This window comes from Pedobacter ginsenosidimutans, from assembly GCF_001442625.1.
Lineage (GTDB): Bacteria > Bacteroidota > Bacteroidia > Sphingobacteriales > Sphingobacteriaceae > Pedobacter > Pedobacter ginsenosidimutans.
Genome location: NZ_LMZQ01000009.1, coordinates 44,315 through 60,575, shown reverse-complemented (window position 1 = coordinate 60,575; position 16,261 = coordinate 44,315). Strand labels below are relative to the sequence as shown.

At 38.3% G+C, this 16,261-nt stretch carries 12 protein-coding genes; 1 reads left to right on the top strand and 11 read right to left on the bottom strand.

Annotated elements, in window-relative coordinates:
• Nucleotides 1-263 precede the first annotated feature (263 nt).
• The 10 genes from cobA (ASU31_RS13720) to ASU31_RS13675 all read right to left on the bottom strand — a co-directional run bounded on the left by cobA (ASU31_RS13720) (nucleotide 264) and on the right by ASU31_RS13675 (nucleotide 12,245).
• Nucleotides 264-1,058, bottom strand: a complete 795-nt coding sequence (gene cobA, locus ASU31_RS13720; protein WP_057932870.1) for a uroporphyrinogen-III C-methyltransferase — start codon at nucleotides 1,056-1,058, stop codon at nucleotides 264-266.
• Nucleotides 1,059-1,613: 555 nt separating this feature from the next.
• A complete protein-coding gene (locus ASU31_RS13715) occupies nucleotides 1,614-2,084 on the bottom strand; it encodes a hypothetical protein (RefSeq protein ID WP_057932869.1) in 471 nt (156 codons plus the stop codon).
• 75 nt (nucleotides 2,085-2,159) lie between these two features.
• A complete protein-coding gene (locus ASU31_RS13710) occupies nucleotides 2,160-3,170 on the bottom strand; it encodes a bestrophin family protein (RefSeq protein WP_057933019.1) in 1,011 nt (336 codons plus the stop codon).
• Between the two features lie 392 nt (nucleotides 3,171-3,562).
• The gene (locus ASU31_RS13705; RefSeq protein WP_057932868.1) at nucleotides 3,563-4,813 is read right to left on the bottom strand and encodes a sulfate adenylyltransferase subunit 1; all 1,251 of its coding nucleotides are present in this window, start codon (nucleotides 4,811-4,813) and stop codon (nucleotides 3,563-3,565) included.
• Between the two features lie 185 nt (nucleotides 4,814-4,998).
• A complete protein-coding gene (gene cysD, locus ASU31_RS13700) occupies nucleotides 4,999-5,904 on the bottom strand; it encodes a sulfate adenylyltransferase subunit CysD (protein WP_057932867.1) in 906 nt (301 codons plus the stop codon).
• 177 nt (nucleotides 5,905-6,081) lie between these two features.
• Nucleotides 6,082-6,780, bottom strand: a complete 699-nt coding sequence (locus tag ASU31_RS13695) for a phosphoadenylyl-sulfate reductase (protein WP_057932866.1) — start codon at nucleotides 6,778-6,780, stop codon at nucleotides 6,082-6,084.
• A gap of 2 nt (nucleotides 6,781-6,782) precedes the next feature.
• Nucleotides 6,783-8,294 carry a TSUP family transporter gene (locus ASU31_RS13690; RefSeq protein WP_057932865.1) on the bottom strand — a complete coding sequence of 504 codons (1,512 nt, stop codon included), beginning with the start codon at nucleotides 8,292-8,294 and terminating at the stop codon, nucleotides 6,783-6,785.
• On the bottom strand, nucleotides 8,278-9,054 hold the full coding sequence (cobA, locus tag ASU31_RS13685; protein ID WP_057932864.1) for a uroporphyrinogen-III C-methyltransferase: 777 nt from the start codon (nucleotides 9,052-9,054) through the stop codon (nucleotides 8,278-8,280). The genes ASU31_RS13690 and cobA (ASU31_RS13685) overlap by 17 nt, the downstream gene beginning before the upstream one ends.
• 1 nt (nucleotide 9,055) lies before the next feature.
• Nucleotides 9,056-11,146, bottom strand: a complete 2,091-nt coding sequence (locus tag ASU31_RS13680) for a HEPN domain-containing protein (RefSeq protein ID WP_057932863.1) — start codon at nucleotides 11,144-11,146, stop codon at nucleotides 9,056-9,058.
• A gap of 652 nt (nucleotides 11,147-11,798) precedes the next feature.
• A complete protein-coding gene (locus ASU31_RS13675; RefSeq protein WP_029275042.1) occupies nucleotides 11,799-12,245 on the bottom strand; it encodes an RrF2 family transcriptional regulator in 447 nt (148 codons plus the stop codon).
• Nucleotides 12,246-12,461: 216 nt separating this feature from the next.
• Between ASU31_RS13675 and ASU31_RS13670 the strand changes: the two genes are divergently transcribed.
• Entirely contained in the window at nucleotides 12,462-13,682 is a 1,221-nt protein-coding gene (locus ASU31_RS13670) for a metallophosphoesterase (protein WP_057932862.1), read from the top strand.
• Nucleotides 13,683-13,819: 137 nt separating this feature from the next.
• Here ASU31_RS13670 and ASU31_RS13665 read toward each other — a convergent pair whose 3' ends face one another.
• Nucleotides 13,820-16,255 carry a TonB-dependent receptor gene (locus ASU31_RS13665; protein ID WP_057932861.1) on the bottom strand — a complete coding sequence of 812 codons (2,436 nt, stop codon included), beginning with the start codon at nucleotides 16,253-16,255 and terminating at the stop codon, nucleotides 13,820-13,822.
• Between the last annotated feature and the right edge of the window lie 6 nt (nucleotides 16,256-16,261).

Sequence of the window (16,261 nt, the reverse complement as noted above, 5' to 3'; positions counted from 1 at the left end):
CGGGAGAATCCTGCCTATGGTTTCCCGCTGATTTCGCAGATATATGCAGAGGTTTTTGAAAGTAAGTGGGTTGGTACTTTATGGCGGGCTACAGACCTGCTTTCTGCTATAAGTCCTCACTACGCTCCGGGCTTCCACTTCATCCGATAGCTATCGGATCAGGCTTAAAAACAAGGAACTCCTTCTACCAAACGCAAAAAACCGCTTAAATCCTTAAGCGGTTTTTAACAACAAAACAAATATATTTTTGGTTTAAAAATATCTTAGTATTCTTCAGCGATAATTTCGTAGAAATCGCGGATCGGCTGAAACTGTGGGTGTAATGAAACCACATCTCCAAAAACCAATAAAGCCGGAGCAGTTATTCTTTTATCTTCAACAATTTCAGCAATCGTATCAACAATACCCACTGCAATTTTTTCTTCTGGTGTAGAACCATTTTGAATTACCGCTACTGGCAAAAGGTTTTTATTTTCCCCCTGAAATATTGCAGCAATTTCTTTTACTTTTTCAATTCCGTTTAAAACGACAATAGTAGCTTTGGTTTTTGCTGCTATGTATAAATCTTCAGAGATTTCACCTTTTGAGTTTGTTCCGGTTACTGCCCAAAAACTTTCACTCAAATCTTTATAAATCATCGGGATCTTTTGCAAACTTGGCGCACCCGTTGCACTCGAAATACCCGGAATAATTTCGGTAGGGATACTGTACGATTCTGCAGCATCTATTTCTTCATACCCTTTTGCAAAGAAAAACGGATCGCCGCTTTTTAAACGTACCACGTGACCGTAGTTTAAAGCGTAATCAACAATTAGTTTATTAACAGCATCCTGGGAAAACGATTCATCATCTGAACGTTTGCCCACGTAAACTTTCGGAATACCATCTGGCGCATGACACAATAAAGCCTCGTTCACATTTGCATCATATAAAACAACATCAGCTGTTTTTAATGCTTTAACACCTTTTAAACTAAATAAATCCGGGTCGCCAGGACCTGCACCTATTAAAGTAATTCTTGGTTCAATGTTCGCTTTTTCTACTTTATTCAAAATCATAACAGATAATTTAAGCTCGTTATACGTTTGTTAATAATACAAATATATAAAGTCTATGGGAATTGTAGTAATTTATTTTAAAATAATTTTATTAAGCTTTTTAGTAGGTGTTGATTTAGGAAATTTTAGTTGTTAATGAGGGACTTATCTTCCTGAACGCGGTGGAGAATCTTTGTTCTGACACATAGGATCTACTTCAAAAGATCCTTCGACTCCGCTCTCCACAGGAGTTCTTTGGACAGGATGACCAACTGATTGGAGATTCCGTGCATTCTGTATATCCATTTCAAAAACTAACCAAGGGTCTTAGCGAGACGCTAAGACCAGTAGTGGGGGTGCAAATAATTTTTACTTTTTAAACCATTTAAACAAGACTATAAAAACCAATACGGCCAAAATCGTTATTATAATATTTCCTATAGTATGGTCAAAGTGTAATCCCCGTTTATAATCAATATTGAAGGAATAGATTACTTTAATGAAAATCAAAATAACCACTATGCTGACGAAAATTTTTAAGCTTAAAGATTTCATTTTACCTGAAAAAATCTAGTTTTACTTACAAACCACTTCTTGAAAAACAAACTTGCCTGCTTCAAAATTAATGGGTTTCCCTTTAATAAAATAAGATCTACCAAGTGTGGTTTCTATTTGTCCCACCCCCATAATTAGTTTTCCATCTTTCTTTAAAAATGCCAATGGATTGGTGTAAACTTTTACGGTGTCCTCGCCAGTTTTGAAGCGGTAATCTACCAATAAGGTATCGCCGTTAAATTTTCCGTTTATGGTACCATTATTATGCGGTTTCTCGGCATAATTAACCAATAAAGAGCCCGTAACTTTACCAGAGGCCAGTATTTTCAAATTCATGGCTGCACTGTCTTTCTCAAAACCTGCTGCATAACAGTTCTCATTAACCAAAGAATCGGTTTTAGTTTTAGCGCCAGTAGCTGTTTTATTGTTTTGGGTACAGGCATAAGCAAAAGGGATTGTTGCCAAAGCAAGGTAAAGGATATTTCTTTTCATGGTAACTGTGATTTATTGTCTTCTAATCAATATACAAATACGATGATTATTTTCCATCATTTCCATAAGGGAAATTTACATCAGTATACTATTTTCTGGTATTAGTACAGGAGGCAGATCAGTTTCATCAAGCATATCCCTCATATCGATTTCTATTGTCCGCGAGATATTGGTAATGGGTACATCATTGGCACTTCCTTCAAAAGGATTTGTAGAACTCTCGCCAACAATATCCAAAGAGTTAAAAACCCAGGTGAGTAAAATTGCAAATGGAACATTTAACCAGATGGAATAACCCTCAATCAAAGTACCATTGCCTAATTTGTTAAATTCGTTTAATAAGCCATAGGGCACCAAAAACACAAACAGGTTTAACATAATGGTTGCTATTGATGAAAAATGACGTGGATATGGAAAGTTTTTAATTCTTTCGGCTTTACCCTGATTATCGTAGAAACTTGTAATAGAATTTTGCAACGATTGTAATTGTAAATCGGATAAGTTTCCGGCAGTTGCCAATTTATTAATGTGGCTCGATTGCAGAGCCATTAATTGGGTGGCCTTATTCTTCTTGTTTAAAATATATTTCAACTCATCTGCTGAAAGGTATTGCGATAGGGTATCTTCTAACTTATCAGTTTTTTCGGAAACATGATACAATCTGGCGTACTCAATATTACGGGGGTCGTTCGCGTTTTCCCATGCCCTTGGCTCTCTTAACTGAAACCGAAGGGCAGTTAACCAGGCAAAATGACGGTAAAAAATGATCTGAACATCTGTTGTTTTATCCTGAGCTGCTAAGTAATCGCGTACCATTACCCCGAAGGCACGGCTCGCATTTATAATTCCGCCGTAAATCTGCCTGGCTTCCCAAAGTCGCGAATAACTGGCATTGTTTTTAAAACTAATAATAAAGGAAACAGCGGTACCTAAAAGTGCTACCGGAACCCAGGAAATGGAGAGAAAGGTAAACTTACAAAAATGATAAAGTACAGTAGGGATAATTGCGAGAATGGTTAAACGGTAAATATCTCGTCGGGTCCATACAATAAATTCGAAGAAGGTATATTTCTTTCCAGCGTGCATAGTTTTTGGTTTATTCGGAAAATTATCTGAGGGTTTTAAACTAAGATATAAAAAATTTAAAGCGCCTATCTTTAAAATGTTTAAAAAATCGTCAAACGAAAAACGGGGCTGCCCTATCTGGCGCCCCGCTGAAATTGCTTTCACTTTAGATTAAAACCTAAAGTCTTCATTATTATATTTGGTTGTGGTTCTCTACTGTAAGATTTTCAGGATTGTATGATTTCCGGACCAATAAGCTGAAATAAAGATCTCATCGTTTCACAATTTTCATCATCCATTTTTCCACCATTAAGGAATTAAGAAGATTAAGATTTTATCTATATTCCTTGAAGCTTTCGCTATTGGTCATTGAAAATTGGTCATTGATCAATTTCCATTATCCATTTTACATTTTATTCTACTGCTGCCCTGAACATCAAAGCGCCAACGGTTAAATTTGTGCGCGTATCGACCAAAATAGCTGAACCATTTGCCCGGTTATCATCGTATAAATCGAATGCCAAAGCATCAGCGGTTTTAATAATCACCCGGCCAATATCGTTCAATTTAAATTCGTCAGCAGCATGTTTTTCAAGTGTATTGATATCAACTTTATGCAAAATCTCACTGATTTTACAACGGGTGATTTTACTGTTGTGCTGAATATTGTACATGATAGAAGTATCTAACGCACGGCCATCCATCCAGCAAAGGTCTGCTTCAATCAGCTTCGATTCTTGCGGCAATGCCGAAGCATTTACAATGGTATCGCCACGGCTAATATCTACATCATCTTTCAAGTGAATAATAACCGACTGGCCAGCGTGAGCTGCATCTGGTGTCTGATCAAAAAATTCAATTTTTTCAACAGTAGAACTCGCACCACTAGGCAATACGGTAACTTTATCATTTAAGTTAAAGGTACCACTTAACACCCTACCTGCATAACCACGGTAATCGTGCAATGCTTCTGTTTGTGGACGTATTACCCACTGCACTGGCATACGGGCCAATTGAGATTTATCCAAATTGTCGGTATCAACCTTCTCCAAGAAATGCAGCAAACTCTCTCCTTCGTACCAATCCATGTTACCTGAATTTTGCACAATATTATCGCCTTTTAAGGCACTAACCGGAATATAGGTTACATCAACAAGCTTTAATTGCTGAGCCAAAACCTTATATTTCTCTATAATTGCGCTATAAACGGTTTCGCTATAGTCAACCATATCCATTTTATTGATACAAACCACTACATGTTTAATGCCCAATAAAGAAACGATATACGAGTGGCGGATGGTCTGTTCTACCACGCCATTACGGGCATCGATCAAAATAATAGCCAGGTTGGCAGTAGAGGCACCCGTAACCATATTTCTTGTATATTGAATGTGGCCAGGTGTGTCGGCAATAATAAATTTGCGTTTTTCGGTCTGAAAGTATTTATAAGCTACATCAATGGTAATACCTTGCTCGCGCTCTGCTCTTAAACCATCGGTTAAAATGGCCAAATCTATTGTTCCGTCATCATTTTTGCGGTTAGAGCTCTGTAAAGCTTCTAATTGATCGGCCAAAATAGAATCTGTATCGTATAACAAACGGCCGATTAAGGTACTTTTACCATCATCTACACTGCCTGCTGTGAAAAATTTTAATATGTTCATTTTTTTAGATATGAGATAATAGATTTGAGATATTAGACAGATGCAAGGTTCTCAAATCTTACATCCAAAGGCTCAAATCGCTCTTAAAATTTTAATATGTATTCTTTTGATTTGAGATAATAGATTTGAGATGTTAGACAATTTCAAAAGTCTCAAATCTCACATCTCAATACTCAAATCTCTCTTTAAAAATATCCTCCTTTTTTTCTGTCTTCCATTGCGGCTTCAGAAACTTTATCATCCATACGGGCACCACGCTCTGAAATTTTAGAAGCGCTGATTTCAGAAATAATATCATCAATCAAAGTGGCATCCGATTCTACCGCAGCAGTACAAGACATATCGCCCACGGTACGGAAACGAACCTGTTTGCGTTCTACCACATCTTCATCATCCATATTTAAAAATGGCGAAGCTGCCATCAGCTGTCCGTTTCTGGTGATACAATCACGTTCGTGCGAGAAATAAATACTTGGCAGATCTATTTTCTCTCTGCGGATATAATTCCAAACATCTAATTCTGTCCAGTTACTGATCGGGAATACACGGATATTTTCTCCTTTATGGATTTTACCGTTGTAAATATTCCAAAGTTCAGGACGTTGGCGTTTTGGATCCCATTGGCCAAATTCATCACGAACAGAGAAAATACGTTCTTTAGCCCTTGCTTTTTCTTCATCTCTACGCGCACCGCCGATGCAGGCATCAAACTGGTACTTTGCAATGGTATCGAGTAAGGTTACGGTCTGCAAAGCATTTCTACTGGCATTTTTGCCTGTTTGCTCTACAACTTTACCCTGATCTATTGATTCTTGCACAGATCCAATGATTAATTTCTCGCCAATTCGCTCTACCATCTGATCGCGGTAAGTGATGGTTTCTTCAAAATTATGGCCTGTATCAATATGTACTAAAGGAAAAGGAAATTTCCCCGGACGGAAAGCTTTTTCTGCCAAACGAACTAAAGTAATTGAATCTTTTCCACCCGAAAATAATAAGGCTGGTTTTTCAAACTGACCTGCTACTTCACGTAAAATGTGAATAGCCTCGGCCTCTAGTTCATCTAAATAATCAAAATTATATGTACTCATTTCAATTGTTGGAATGTTTAAATGTTGAATGATTGAATATTAAATTCCTCAATTATTCAACTTGTTATATTTGTTGTTGTTATTGTTGTTAAAAATGTTTGGAAGGTTTGAATGTTGGGATATTCCAATGTTTCATTCAATAAGGAATATAAACCTTCTATCTTTTAGCCTTCTACCTTAAGTAGCATGCAAACCGCATTCTTTTTTACTCTGGTCTTCCCACCACCACCTACCGGCCCTAAAATCTTCACCTGGCTGTACTGCTCTTGTACATGGGGCACAACCAATACTCGGGAAACCTTTATCGTGCAGGGTATTGTAAACAATGTTATTTTCTTTAATGTATGCTTTCACATCATCTAAAGTCCAATCGAATATAGGGTGGAATTTAACCAATTGGTTCCCTTCATCCCATTCTAAATCGTGCATATCTTCGCGGTTGGCACTTTGATCGGCCCTGATTCCTGTTACCCAGATCTCATTACCTTTTAATGCTCTTTTTAAAGGTTCGATTTTACGGATGTAACAACATTCTTTTCTATTTTCTACCGATTCGTAAAAGCTGCTCGGGCCTTTTGTATTCACCATATCCTGCAACAGCTCATTTTGCGGATAATAGGCATGAATGGGTTTATTGTAAATTTCTAAGGTACGGTTCCAAACGTAATAGGTTTCGGGAAACAAACGTCCGGTTTCTAAAGTAAAAACCTTGATTGGAATATTATTTGAAAAAATTAAATGTGTAATCGCCTGATCTTCCCAACCAAAACTGGTCGAAAATATAATCCGGTCGGCATATTTATCTGCTAAAAATTTCAGTTTATCAATTGTACTTAAACCTGCCAGTGCTACTTTTATCTCCTCTAGGTTCTCCATCACTATATTAATTTTAAAATAAACATAATTACACTGCGTAAGCTTACAATCATCACGATAATCCCCACGGCAACCATAATGGTTTTTGCAGAAATTTTGTTCGATACTTTTGCAGCAATCGGTGATGCGATTGCACTACCAATAATTAAGCCTACAACAGCTTCCCAATGTTTGCCACCTAACATAGTAAAAAATGTAAGCGAACTTAAGGTGGCGATAAAAAAGCGGCTGATTTTTACCGTTCCTAAAGAAAATAATGGGTGACGGCCACCTGCAATTAAGCTCGATAATACGATCGAACCCCAGCCACCACCAAAGGCAGCATCGATAAAACCACCAACAAAGCCCAATAAGCCAATCTTTTTAATTTTTTGATCGGCTTTTTTTCTTTTCACATTGAAGGCTTTCATTAAAATGATTCCGCCTAAAAACAAGGTGTAAACAGCCACAATAGGCTTCACATAAGCACTATAATGTTCTAATGAAGAAAGGATATAGGCACCTAAAACTGCACCGATTATAGCAGGAAGGATTAAAATTTTGAATAATTTCCAGTTTACATTACCCATACGGTAATGCATCCAACCTGCAATTCCGTTGCTCATTACCTCAGAAATGTGAATGGCCATACTTGCCGATGCAGGAGGTAAACCCATCGCTAATGAGAACGATGCAGTAGTAACACCATACGACATGCCAATTGCACCATCAATTAATGCGAATAAAAACCCTGCACCTAAAAACCAATAGAATAAAGGATCAATATTGATCAGAAAAGTCTGAAATTCTGGCTCGGTATTCCACAAAGAAAATCCGATAGCACCAATTAGTAAAACTGAGGCCGCCCAGATTAACCATTTAATGTTCCGTTCGGCAAAACTTTTTTTAGGGTTAATTAAACTTTGGGTAACCTTATTAAGTTTTTTAACCTTTGCAGAAAAATCCCCGTTTAAAGTTTGGCGCAAAGCACTCATATTCTGCAAAGTTTCATCCAGTTCTGCAGGTAAACCTTCGTTTAAAATCTGCTTTAAACGTTTGGCAATGGTTGGCGATTTACCGTTTGTAGAAATAGCAATCTTTAAATCGCCTTTTTGCACAATTGATCCCAGATAGAAATCGCAAAGTTCAGGTTTATCAGCCACATTGATCAACAGGCCACGCTCATGCGTAACCTTTCTGATCTCTTCGTTTAAAATATTGTTATTGGTTGCTGCGAAAACAATGTCAATGTCATTAAGATCGTCTACATCGAAACTTTTCTGCTTAACTTTTATCAGCGGATAATTTGCGATAAGCGCATAAACTTCTGGTGATACCAGCTCTGCAACAATCGTAATGGTAGCACTATGGCTATTATTTACGATCGCAGTTAATTTCTCAAGTCCAATATTTCCTGCACCAATTAATAATGTACGCAGCTTGTTCAGCTTTACAAAAACTGGAAAAAGCTGGTTACCTTTTTCTTCTTCAGAAAAAGATGCTGCATTATCAGGTTGGTTAGGCAATACTTGCATATTGTTTAATTAATTTCTTAAATGATGGATGTAATGATACAACTTCTCCAAAAATTAATAAAGCAGGTGCTTTAATATTTTCTTGCTGTACTAAACTTTCTATAGTTTCAACCACGCCAACAACTAATCTTTCATCTTCTGCAGATCCGTTCTGAACCACTGCGGTTGGTAAATGGTGTTTACCTGCAGCTTTAAAAATCTCCACAATTTTAGGTAATTTTTTAAGTCCCATAAGTACCACAACTGTCGCATTAGAATGTGCTGCCTGATAAATATCAGCCGAAACCTCTCCCGAAGTGGTTGTTCCGGTAATTACCCAAAAGCTTTCGCTCATACCACGGTGTGTAACCGGAATCTGCTGCAAGCCTGGTACACCAATAGAACTCGAAATACCAGGGATAACACTCACCGGAATGCTGTATGAAGCTGCATAATCCAATTCTTCATAACCTCTGCCAAAAACAAATGGATCACCACCTTTCAAACGCACTACATGACCGTAATTTAAAGCGTAATCAATCATTAATTTATTAATGGTATCCTGAGGATAAGAATGCTCACCTGAACGTTTTCCTACATAAACTTTAATGGCTTCTGCCGGAGCATGCTCCAATAAAGCTTCATTGGTTAAGGCATCGTACAAAACCACATCTGCAGTTTGCAACGCTTTAACCCCTTTCAATGTCAATAAATCAGGATCTCCAGGACCTGCCCCTAAAAGGGTTATCCTTGATTCCACGTTTAATCTCTGCTCTCCCATGTTATGCGTTTACTAAGCTCCTTTTCGCTTTAATCTGATTTAAAAATTGTTTTGCTTCTTCGAAATATTTCTGAGCAAACTCAGCTGTTGGTTCATTTTTATTGATCTGTAACACCAGGTCAGAAAAATTGGTCGATAAATTAAATTCTCCAGTTTCTACATAGTGGTTATCAAATTCGCGGATTACACCTACCTGTGTGCTGCTGTTTACGCCTTTATCTAACAGTAAAGATTTTGCAGCGCTTACAAAAGTGCTGTAAGTATGATAAATGGCATCGGCATAAGCACCTTTATCCAGGTTTTGCTTTGCCCAATCAAATTTTTCATCAGCTTCTAACAATAAAGTAGCAACTAAATCGATCACTACACCGGCACACTCGCCTACACCAATTGCAGTCACAAACTCTTCTACATGACCCCAATCTACAAATTCTTCTGTTTTAAGGTTAGTTAAATCAGCCAGCGGTTTTAACAACTGATAAAAATGGTCTTTACCTTTTCTATCATAATATTGGTGAAAGTTCTCATCTGCCAGGTTATTGGCTTTAAAATCATTCAAGATGAAATGTAAAACACTTGTTGCTCTTTTAGATGGCACTTTAATTACACGTTCTGCTACTCTACCCACACCATTACCTACAGTACCACCGCCCAACATCACCTGAACTGCCGGAACAACTTTTCCTTCAGCTTTTACCGAACTTCCATGGAAACCAATCTCAGCCAAACCATGCTGACCGCAAGAGTTCATACATCCACTGATTTTGATCTTGATGTTTTTCTCATAGATAAACTCAGGGAAATCGGTATAAATCACCTCTTCCAAAACTTCGGCCAAGGTCATTGAGTTCGAAATACCCAGATTACAGGTATCGGTACCAGGACAAGTGGTAATATCGGCTAAACTATCAAAACCTGCTGTAGTAAAACCAATTTTATTTAAAGCCGCATATAACGAAGGTAATGCTTCTTTGCGGACAAACTTTAACAGCAACCCCTGGTTTTGGGTGATTCTGATTTCATCGGCCACGTATAATCTGATGGCATCAACAAAAGCCCTTGCTTTATCAGTTTTGATATCCCCTACCTGAACTTTTACATAAACGCCATAAAATCTGGCTTGTTTTTGCTCAATTACGTTAGTGGCTAACCAATGTTTGTAATGGGCTTCGTTTAATATTTCTACCGCAGGGTATTCTTGCGCTAAAGGCAAAGTTGGCTGAGGTACAGTATTAATATCTATTTTAAAGGTTTTTACTTTGTTGGCAATACGCTCTTCGGCAACCAAACGTAAAACTTCTTCTAAACCTAGTTTTTGAACCAGGTATTTTAAACGTGCTTTATTACGGTTGGTACGTTCGCCATAACGGTCGAACACACGAAGAACAGATTCAGTAAACGGAATCAATTGATCTTCAGGCAAAAATTCGTGTACCGCATTGGCCAAAAATGGTTGTGCCCCTAAACCACCTGCAAACAAAACTTTAAATCCACGTTCGCCATTTTCGTTAATTTTAGGAATAAAACCTAAATCGTGAATGTAACTAAATGCAGTATCTCTATCACTCGAAGAAAATGAAATTTTAATCTTTCTACCCATTTCCTGACAGATCGGGTTACGCAAAAAGTAAGCAAATACCGCTTGCGCATAAGGCGAAACATCAAAAGGTTCTTCAGCATCGATTCCAGAATTTGGAGAAGCCGTTACATTACGTACCGTATTTCCACAAGCCTCGCGAAGCGTAATATCATCCTGCTCTAATTTAGCCCAAAGCTCTGGAGTACGGTCTAAACTCACATAGTGAATCTGAATATCCTGACGGGTGGTTAAGTGTAAATTTCCACTTCCATACTCATCAGCAATATCTGCAATACGTAACAACTGCTTAAAAGTTACCTTACCAAAAGGCAATTTAATACGCACCATTTGTACGCCAGGTTGTCTTTGACCGTAAACACCGCGTGCTAAACGGAGGCTTCTAAACTTTTCGTCATGGATGGTTCCATCTCTAAAAGCTTTAATCTTATTCTCTAAATCGATAATGTCCTGCTCGACAATCGGATTTTCGAGTTCTGTTCTGAAACTTTGCATATGTGTTGTTAGCTTTATTCAAAAAATGCTTCCCTATTACCGAGAAGCATTCCATATTTTATACTTAAAATTATCTGTAGGCTCCTATTACTGCGTTTTACAACAACACATTATTTGCATAGCGATTAACTTGTTAGGTATAAAATTGAAATTCATATGCCAAATATATAAAGTATATAGGAATAGTCGTAATTTATTATGAAAAAATTTACATAAATAAAACGTCATTTCGACTGGAGCGTAGCGAAATGGAGAAATCTATAAGTTAAATTCTTTAATTATTAGCTTAAAACTGCTAACTGAAAACTGATTTGAGCCGATACTTAATCGGTACTGAACCCTTACAATCCCTAACACGGAAGTGAGACCTTATAGGTTTCGAAAACCTGCGAGGTCTGTTTCCCGATTGTGCTACTCTCTCTGTTAAATAAACCCGATTGCAGTGGTAGCTGCCGGCTTCACGCTGGCACTACAAACGGAAAGCGGGACTGAAAACCCCTATGAAAAACCGAACTTTCATTTCCAAAAAAAATCCCAAACTCAATGAATGAATTTTGGGATTAATATTTTAAAATCTGCCACGTGTAAGACATATCTTCATAGATGCTGAAACAAGTTCAGCATGACGGATTGGGCCACGTGAAAATAAATATTATAAATTAACGATACCGATTTTCAGATTATCCTCTCTACCGATTACGTCAGCAATGCTGGTTTCGGTTAAAACCTTAAGGGTAGCATCTCTAACATCGATAAAGGCACTTCTGATTCCGCATGTTTTCTCGTCTACACACTCATCACATTTGTGGTAAAAGTTTAAACTTGCACAGGGAACCATGGCAATAGGCCCATCCGTTACACGCATTACATGTACCAATAAAATCTCCTCAGGTTTTTTGTTTAGGCTATAACCACCGCCTGCACCTTTTTTACTGTATAAAAAGCCAGCGTTACGCAGATCGAGCAGAATTTGCTCCAGGAATTTTTTCGGGATATGCTCCTCCTCTGCAATTTTCGAAATCTGCATTGGTGGTTTATCTAAATTTTTACCGAGCGCAACAAGCGCTTTAATGGCATACTTTGTTTTTTTGGACAGCATATTCGCACAAAGCTAATAAAAGAAAGTAAATTATAAAATACGCAACAGGAAGTTGATTTTAATTCAACATACTATGATATTCATAAATATAACGCATAATTACGATAATCACTTTAATCAAACGAGCGTAAAAATAATCGGTAACCGTAACAGTAGCTAATTACCGGCGTTTAAACTCTATTTTTACCACATATTCTGATTTACAGATTTTTAATAATGAAAAGAAAACTCAATCTATTGCCGCTCATCATCGTGGCCATTATATTTTTTGCACTTAACGCTTACGTTTTGTCGGGCCTGGGTACCATTAATCAATCTACCTGGCTCAGTCCTATTTTCTGGGTTTTTATTGTGGGGCTAACTTTTGCTTTGCTATACGCCATACAGCAAATGCGGATCCAGGGAATGAACAGGTTTTTCCAGATCATCAGCCATGCTTTTTTAATCATCTTTGCCGCAGAGCTCGTGTTCGCTTTTTTCCTGCTACTCGGTGATGTTTACCGCTTGCTGTTAGGTTTGTCGACCAATTTCCAGCCCGAAGGTTTTCACATTTTGGGCCGTAGCAATTACTGGGTCGATTTTGCCTTTGTGATGTTCTGTTTAACCATCGCCTTATTCGCTTATGGCATTACCCAAGGAAAATATGCTTACCGCGTAATTAAACACACTTTATATTTTAATGATCTTCCTGCCAGTTTTGATGGTTTTACCCTAACACAGATCTCTGATGTACATGCGGGAAGTTTTACAAACCCTAAAGCCGTGCAAAAAGGCATTGATATGATTAATGCCCAAAAGAGTGACCTATTTGTTTTTACCGGCGATCTAGTGAATAATGCTTCATCGGAAATTGTGCCTTATATTGGGCATTTTTCGCAGATTAAAGCCCCTTTCGGACAATTTTCTGTTCTGGGGAACCACGATTATGGTGATTATATTAAATGGCCTACGGAAGCAGATAAATTACAGAATCTGAATCAGTTAAAAGCTTACCATCAAGAACTTGGCTTTAAACTATTATTGGATGAACATGTAGAATTGCATAAAAACGGCGATAAAATTATACTCGCCGGAATAGAAAATTGGGGGATTGGTTTTGGAGAACGTGGAGACTTAAACAAAGCGCTTTTGAATACTTCAGTTAACGATTTTAAAATCCTGTTATCGCACGATCCTTCGCATTGGGATGCGCAGGTAAAAAATTATCCTTCAAAAATCCAACTTTCGTTGGCTGGTCATACACACGGCATGCAGTTTGGCATCGAAGCTTTTGGGATTAAATGGAGTCCGGTAAAATACCGTTATAAACATTGGGCGGGTATTAAAACCGAAAATGGAAGATACCTTAATGTAAACAGAGGCTTCGGTTTTCTTGGTTTTTCGGGCCGGATTGGGATCTGGCCGGAGATTACGGTGATAGAATTGAAGAAGAAATAAAACCGTTATTGCCAACTATTCTTTCTAACAAAAAGGTCGTCATCTCGACTGGAGCACAGCGGAATGGAGAGATCTATTTAGATAGATTTCTCGACTTCGTTGCACTTCGCTCGAAATGACGACCGAAAAAATCTAATCTAATAATTAAGCGTATACGTTAAATTATACGTACGGCCGCGGCCTGCATAATAAAAGGTTTCTGGTTTTGCCAAAGCTTGATACAACAATACCGAACGTTGGCTCCAAATGGTTTGGTAATTTTTGTTTAACAGGTTTTGTACACCAAATGATAAACTTCCGGTAAATAATTTCACCGAACCTAATAAATCAACAGTGGTGAAGCCTTTTAACTCATTTTGCACTACAACATTTCCGACTGCAGCATAACCTTTCGAATCAAATGAGTGGAAAGCCTGTGCCTTTATTCCAAAAACTTTTCCGTTATAACCCAGATAACCCGCAATTTTTGATGGACTTGCAACAGTTACATCCTGTAATGACCAGGTACCATCAGCATTTTGTTTCTGTGTTTTAATGTACAAGCCATTTACACCAGCTTCGAAACCATTTTTCAGGTTTAATGATAATGAACCTTCAACACCTAAATTCCTTACATTTTCATCAAAAACTTCAATATTGAATGTGTTATTGGTTTTTACATTTTTATCAGATAAGGCATAAAAACCAGCTACCTGCGCATTAAATATACCTGTGCGGTAACGGTAACCGGCTTCGTACTGTTCTGTTTTGATACCGGTTAAAGGAGAACTTCCAACATTGATCGAGTTACCTAAATTATAGTTGGTACCTACCAAGGTATAAGTACCCTGTCCGTAATATTTTGCCGGATCTGCCAGGTTAAACCCTTGCGAGAAATTAAGCCATGCTTGTTGAGCTGCGTTGATTTTAAATACCAAACCACCGTTTAGCAAGTTTACATCGTAATGGTTTTCACCACCAGCAATAGCCGTAGCTGTTCTACCTACACCATAAGCCAAAGGTACAGAAGCAGCGGTGCCTACAAAATCACCAACTTTCACAAACATACGTTGCTGACGCACACCTCCCGACAGGCTTAAGAAGTCGGTTACTTTAACCTGTGCCTGCAAAAAGCCTGATAAACCATTTACCCTGAAATTAGGATAACGGGCAATAGTGGCTATTGTGCTATTATTTAAACCACCTGATGCAAAGGCTTTTGTTCTATCAAACAGGGCTTGCTGTGCGTTAAAATTTTCGTTGTCTGCATCAATACCATAAGTAAGGTTCAATCTGTTCCAGTCTTTGTTCAATACCAGTTTTAATGCGCTGTAGTTTGTATTTTGGATGGATGAACCACTGTATAGTCGCTGTGGTATTGCCGCCTGCCCTGGGAATGGGTGAAAGCTAAATTGTTCGTTTCTTGCTGCTGCCTGTACATAAAGTGTTTGCCCACCCAAAATGTCGCTAGCCTGATAATTGGCATTGATATTGGCTCTTCTTGTTTTTGGATCAACATCTGATGAGTATCCGTTTCTCATTTCTAAAAGTGCAGGATTTGATAATAATCCACCATAATTTGCGCCCAAGAAAAGATCTTTATCGCCACGGTAACCCGAATTGTAATATTGAGCATTCACGGATAGTTTTTGATACTCAGTCAATTTAAATTCGCTACTTCCGAAAAAATCGAACGATTGGTTATACTGTAAATCGGTTTGTGTAATATCGGTAAAGATCTGTTTTCCATCTGCACCATAAGCTGCATTGTTTTTTTGGAAAGCCATACCAATGCGTCCGTTCCAATCTTTGCTCCCGCCAGAAATGGCCTGTGCTACACGTACATCATGATCACTTTTTTCTTTTAAACCGCTGCGTACGCCAACTTGTGTAGTAAAACTTGGTTGACTATCCTGTCCCTTTTTAGTAATAATATTGATAATACCACCTGTTGCACCACCGCCATAAACTGCACTTGCTCCAGATAAAACCTCGATACGCTCGATGTTGAAAGGATCTATCGATTCGAACTGACGGCTTACACCACGGGTACTGTTTAACGATACCCCATCAATCATCACCAATGCATCTCTGCCACGTTGGTTCTGTCCGTAGTTGGTGCGTCCTTCCGGACCGGCATCCAAACTCGGAATTAATTGCGCTAAGGTTTGTTTAAGCGGGATTCCGGCCCTGGACTGTTCCTGAATTTTCGCACCGTCTACTACCCAAACGGTACCCGGTATCTCGCTAATTTTGGTCGGTTTACGCGATGAAACCACCACTACCTCCTGCATGTTCGATGTTGGGCTTAAATAAAGGGTTAAATTAACGGTCTGATCTTTAGCCAGGCTCACTTTTTGCAGTATGGTCGTATAGCCTACATAACTTACCTGCAATTTGTAAGCACCTTCGGTTAATTTCAATTCGAAGCTACCATCAGCAGCTGTTGTAGCCGAAGCATTTTTGCCTTCAACTTTAATATTTGCCCCCGCAAGCGGAGCGGTTTCGCCAATTACCTTTCCGGTAACGGTTTGTGCTTTACCTGTTAAAATAAATCCACAGACAAGGATTGCAATTAAGTATAGATTTTTCATTTACTA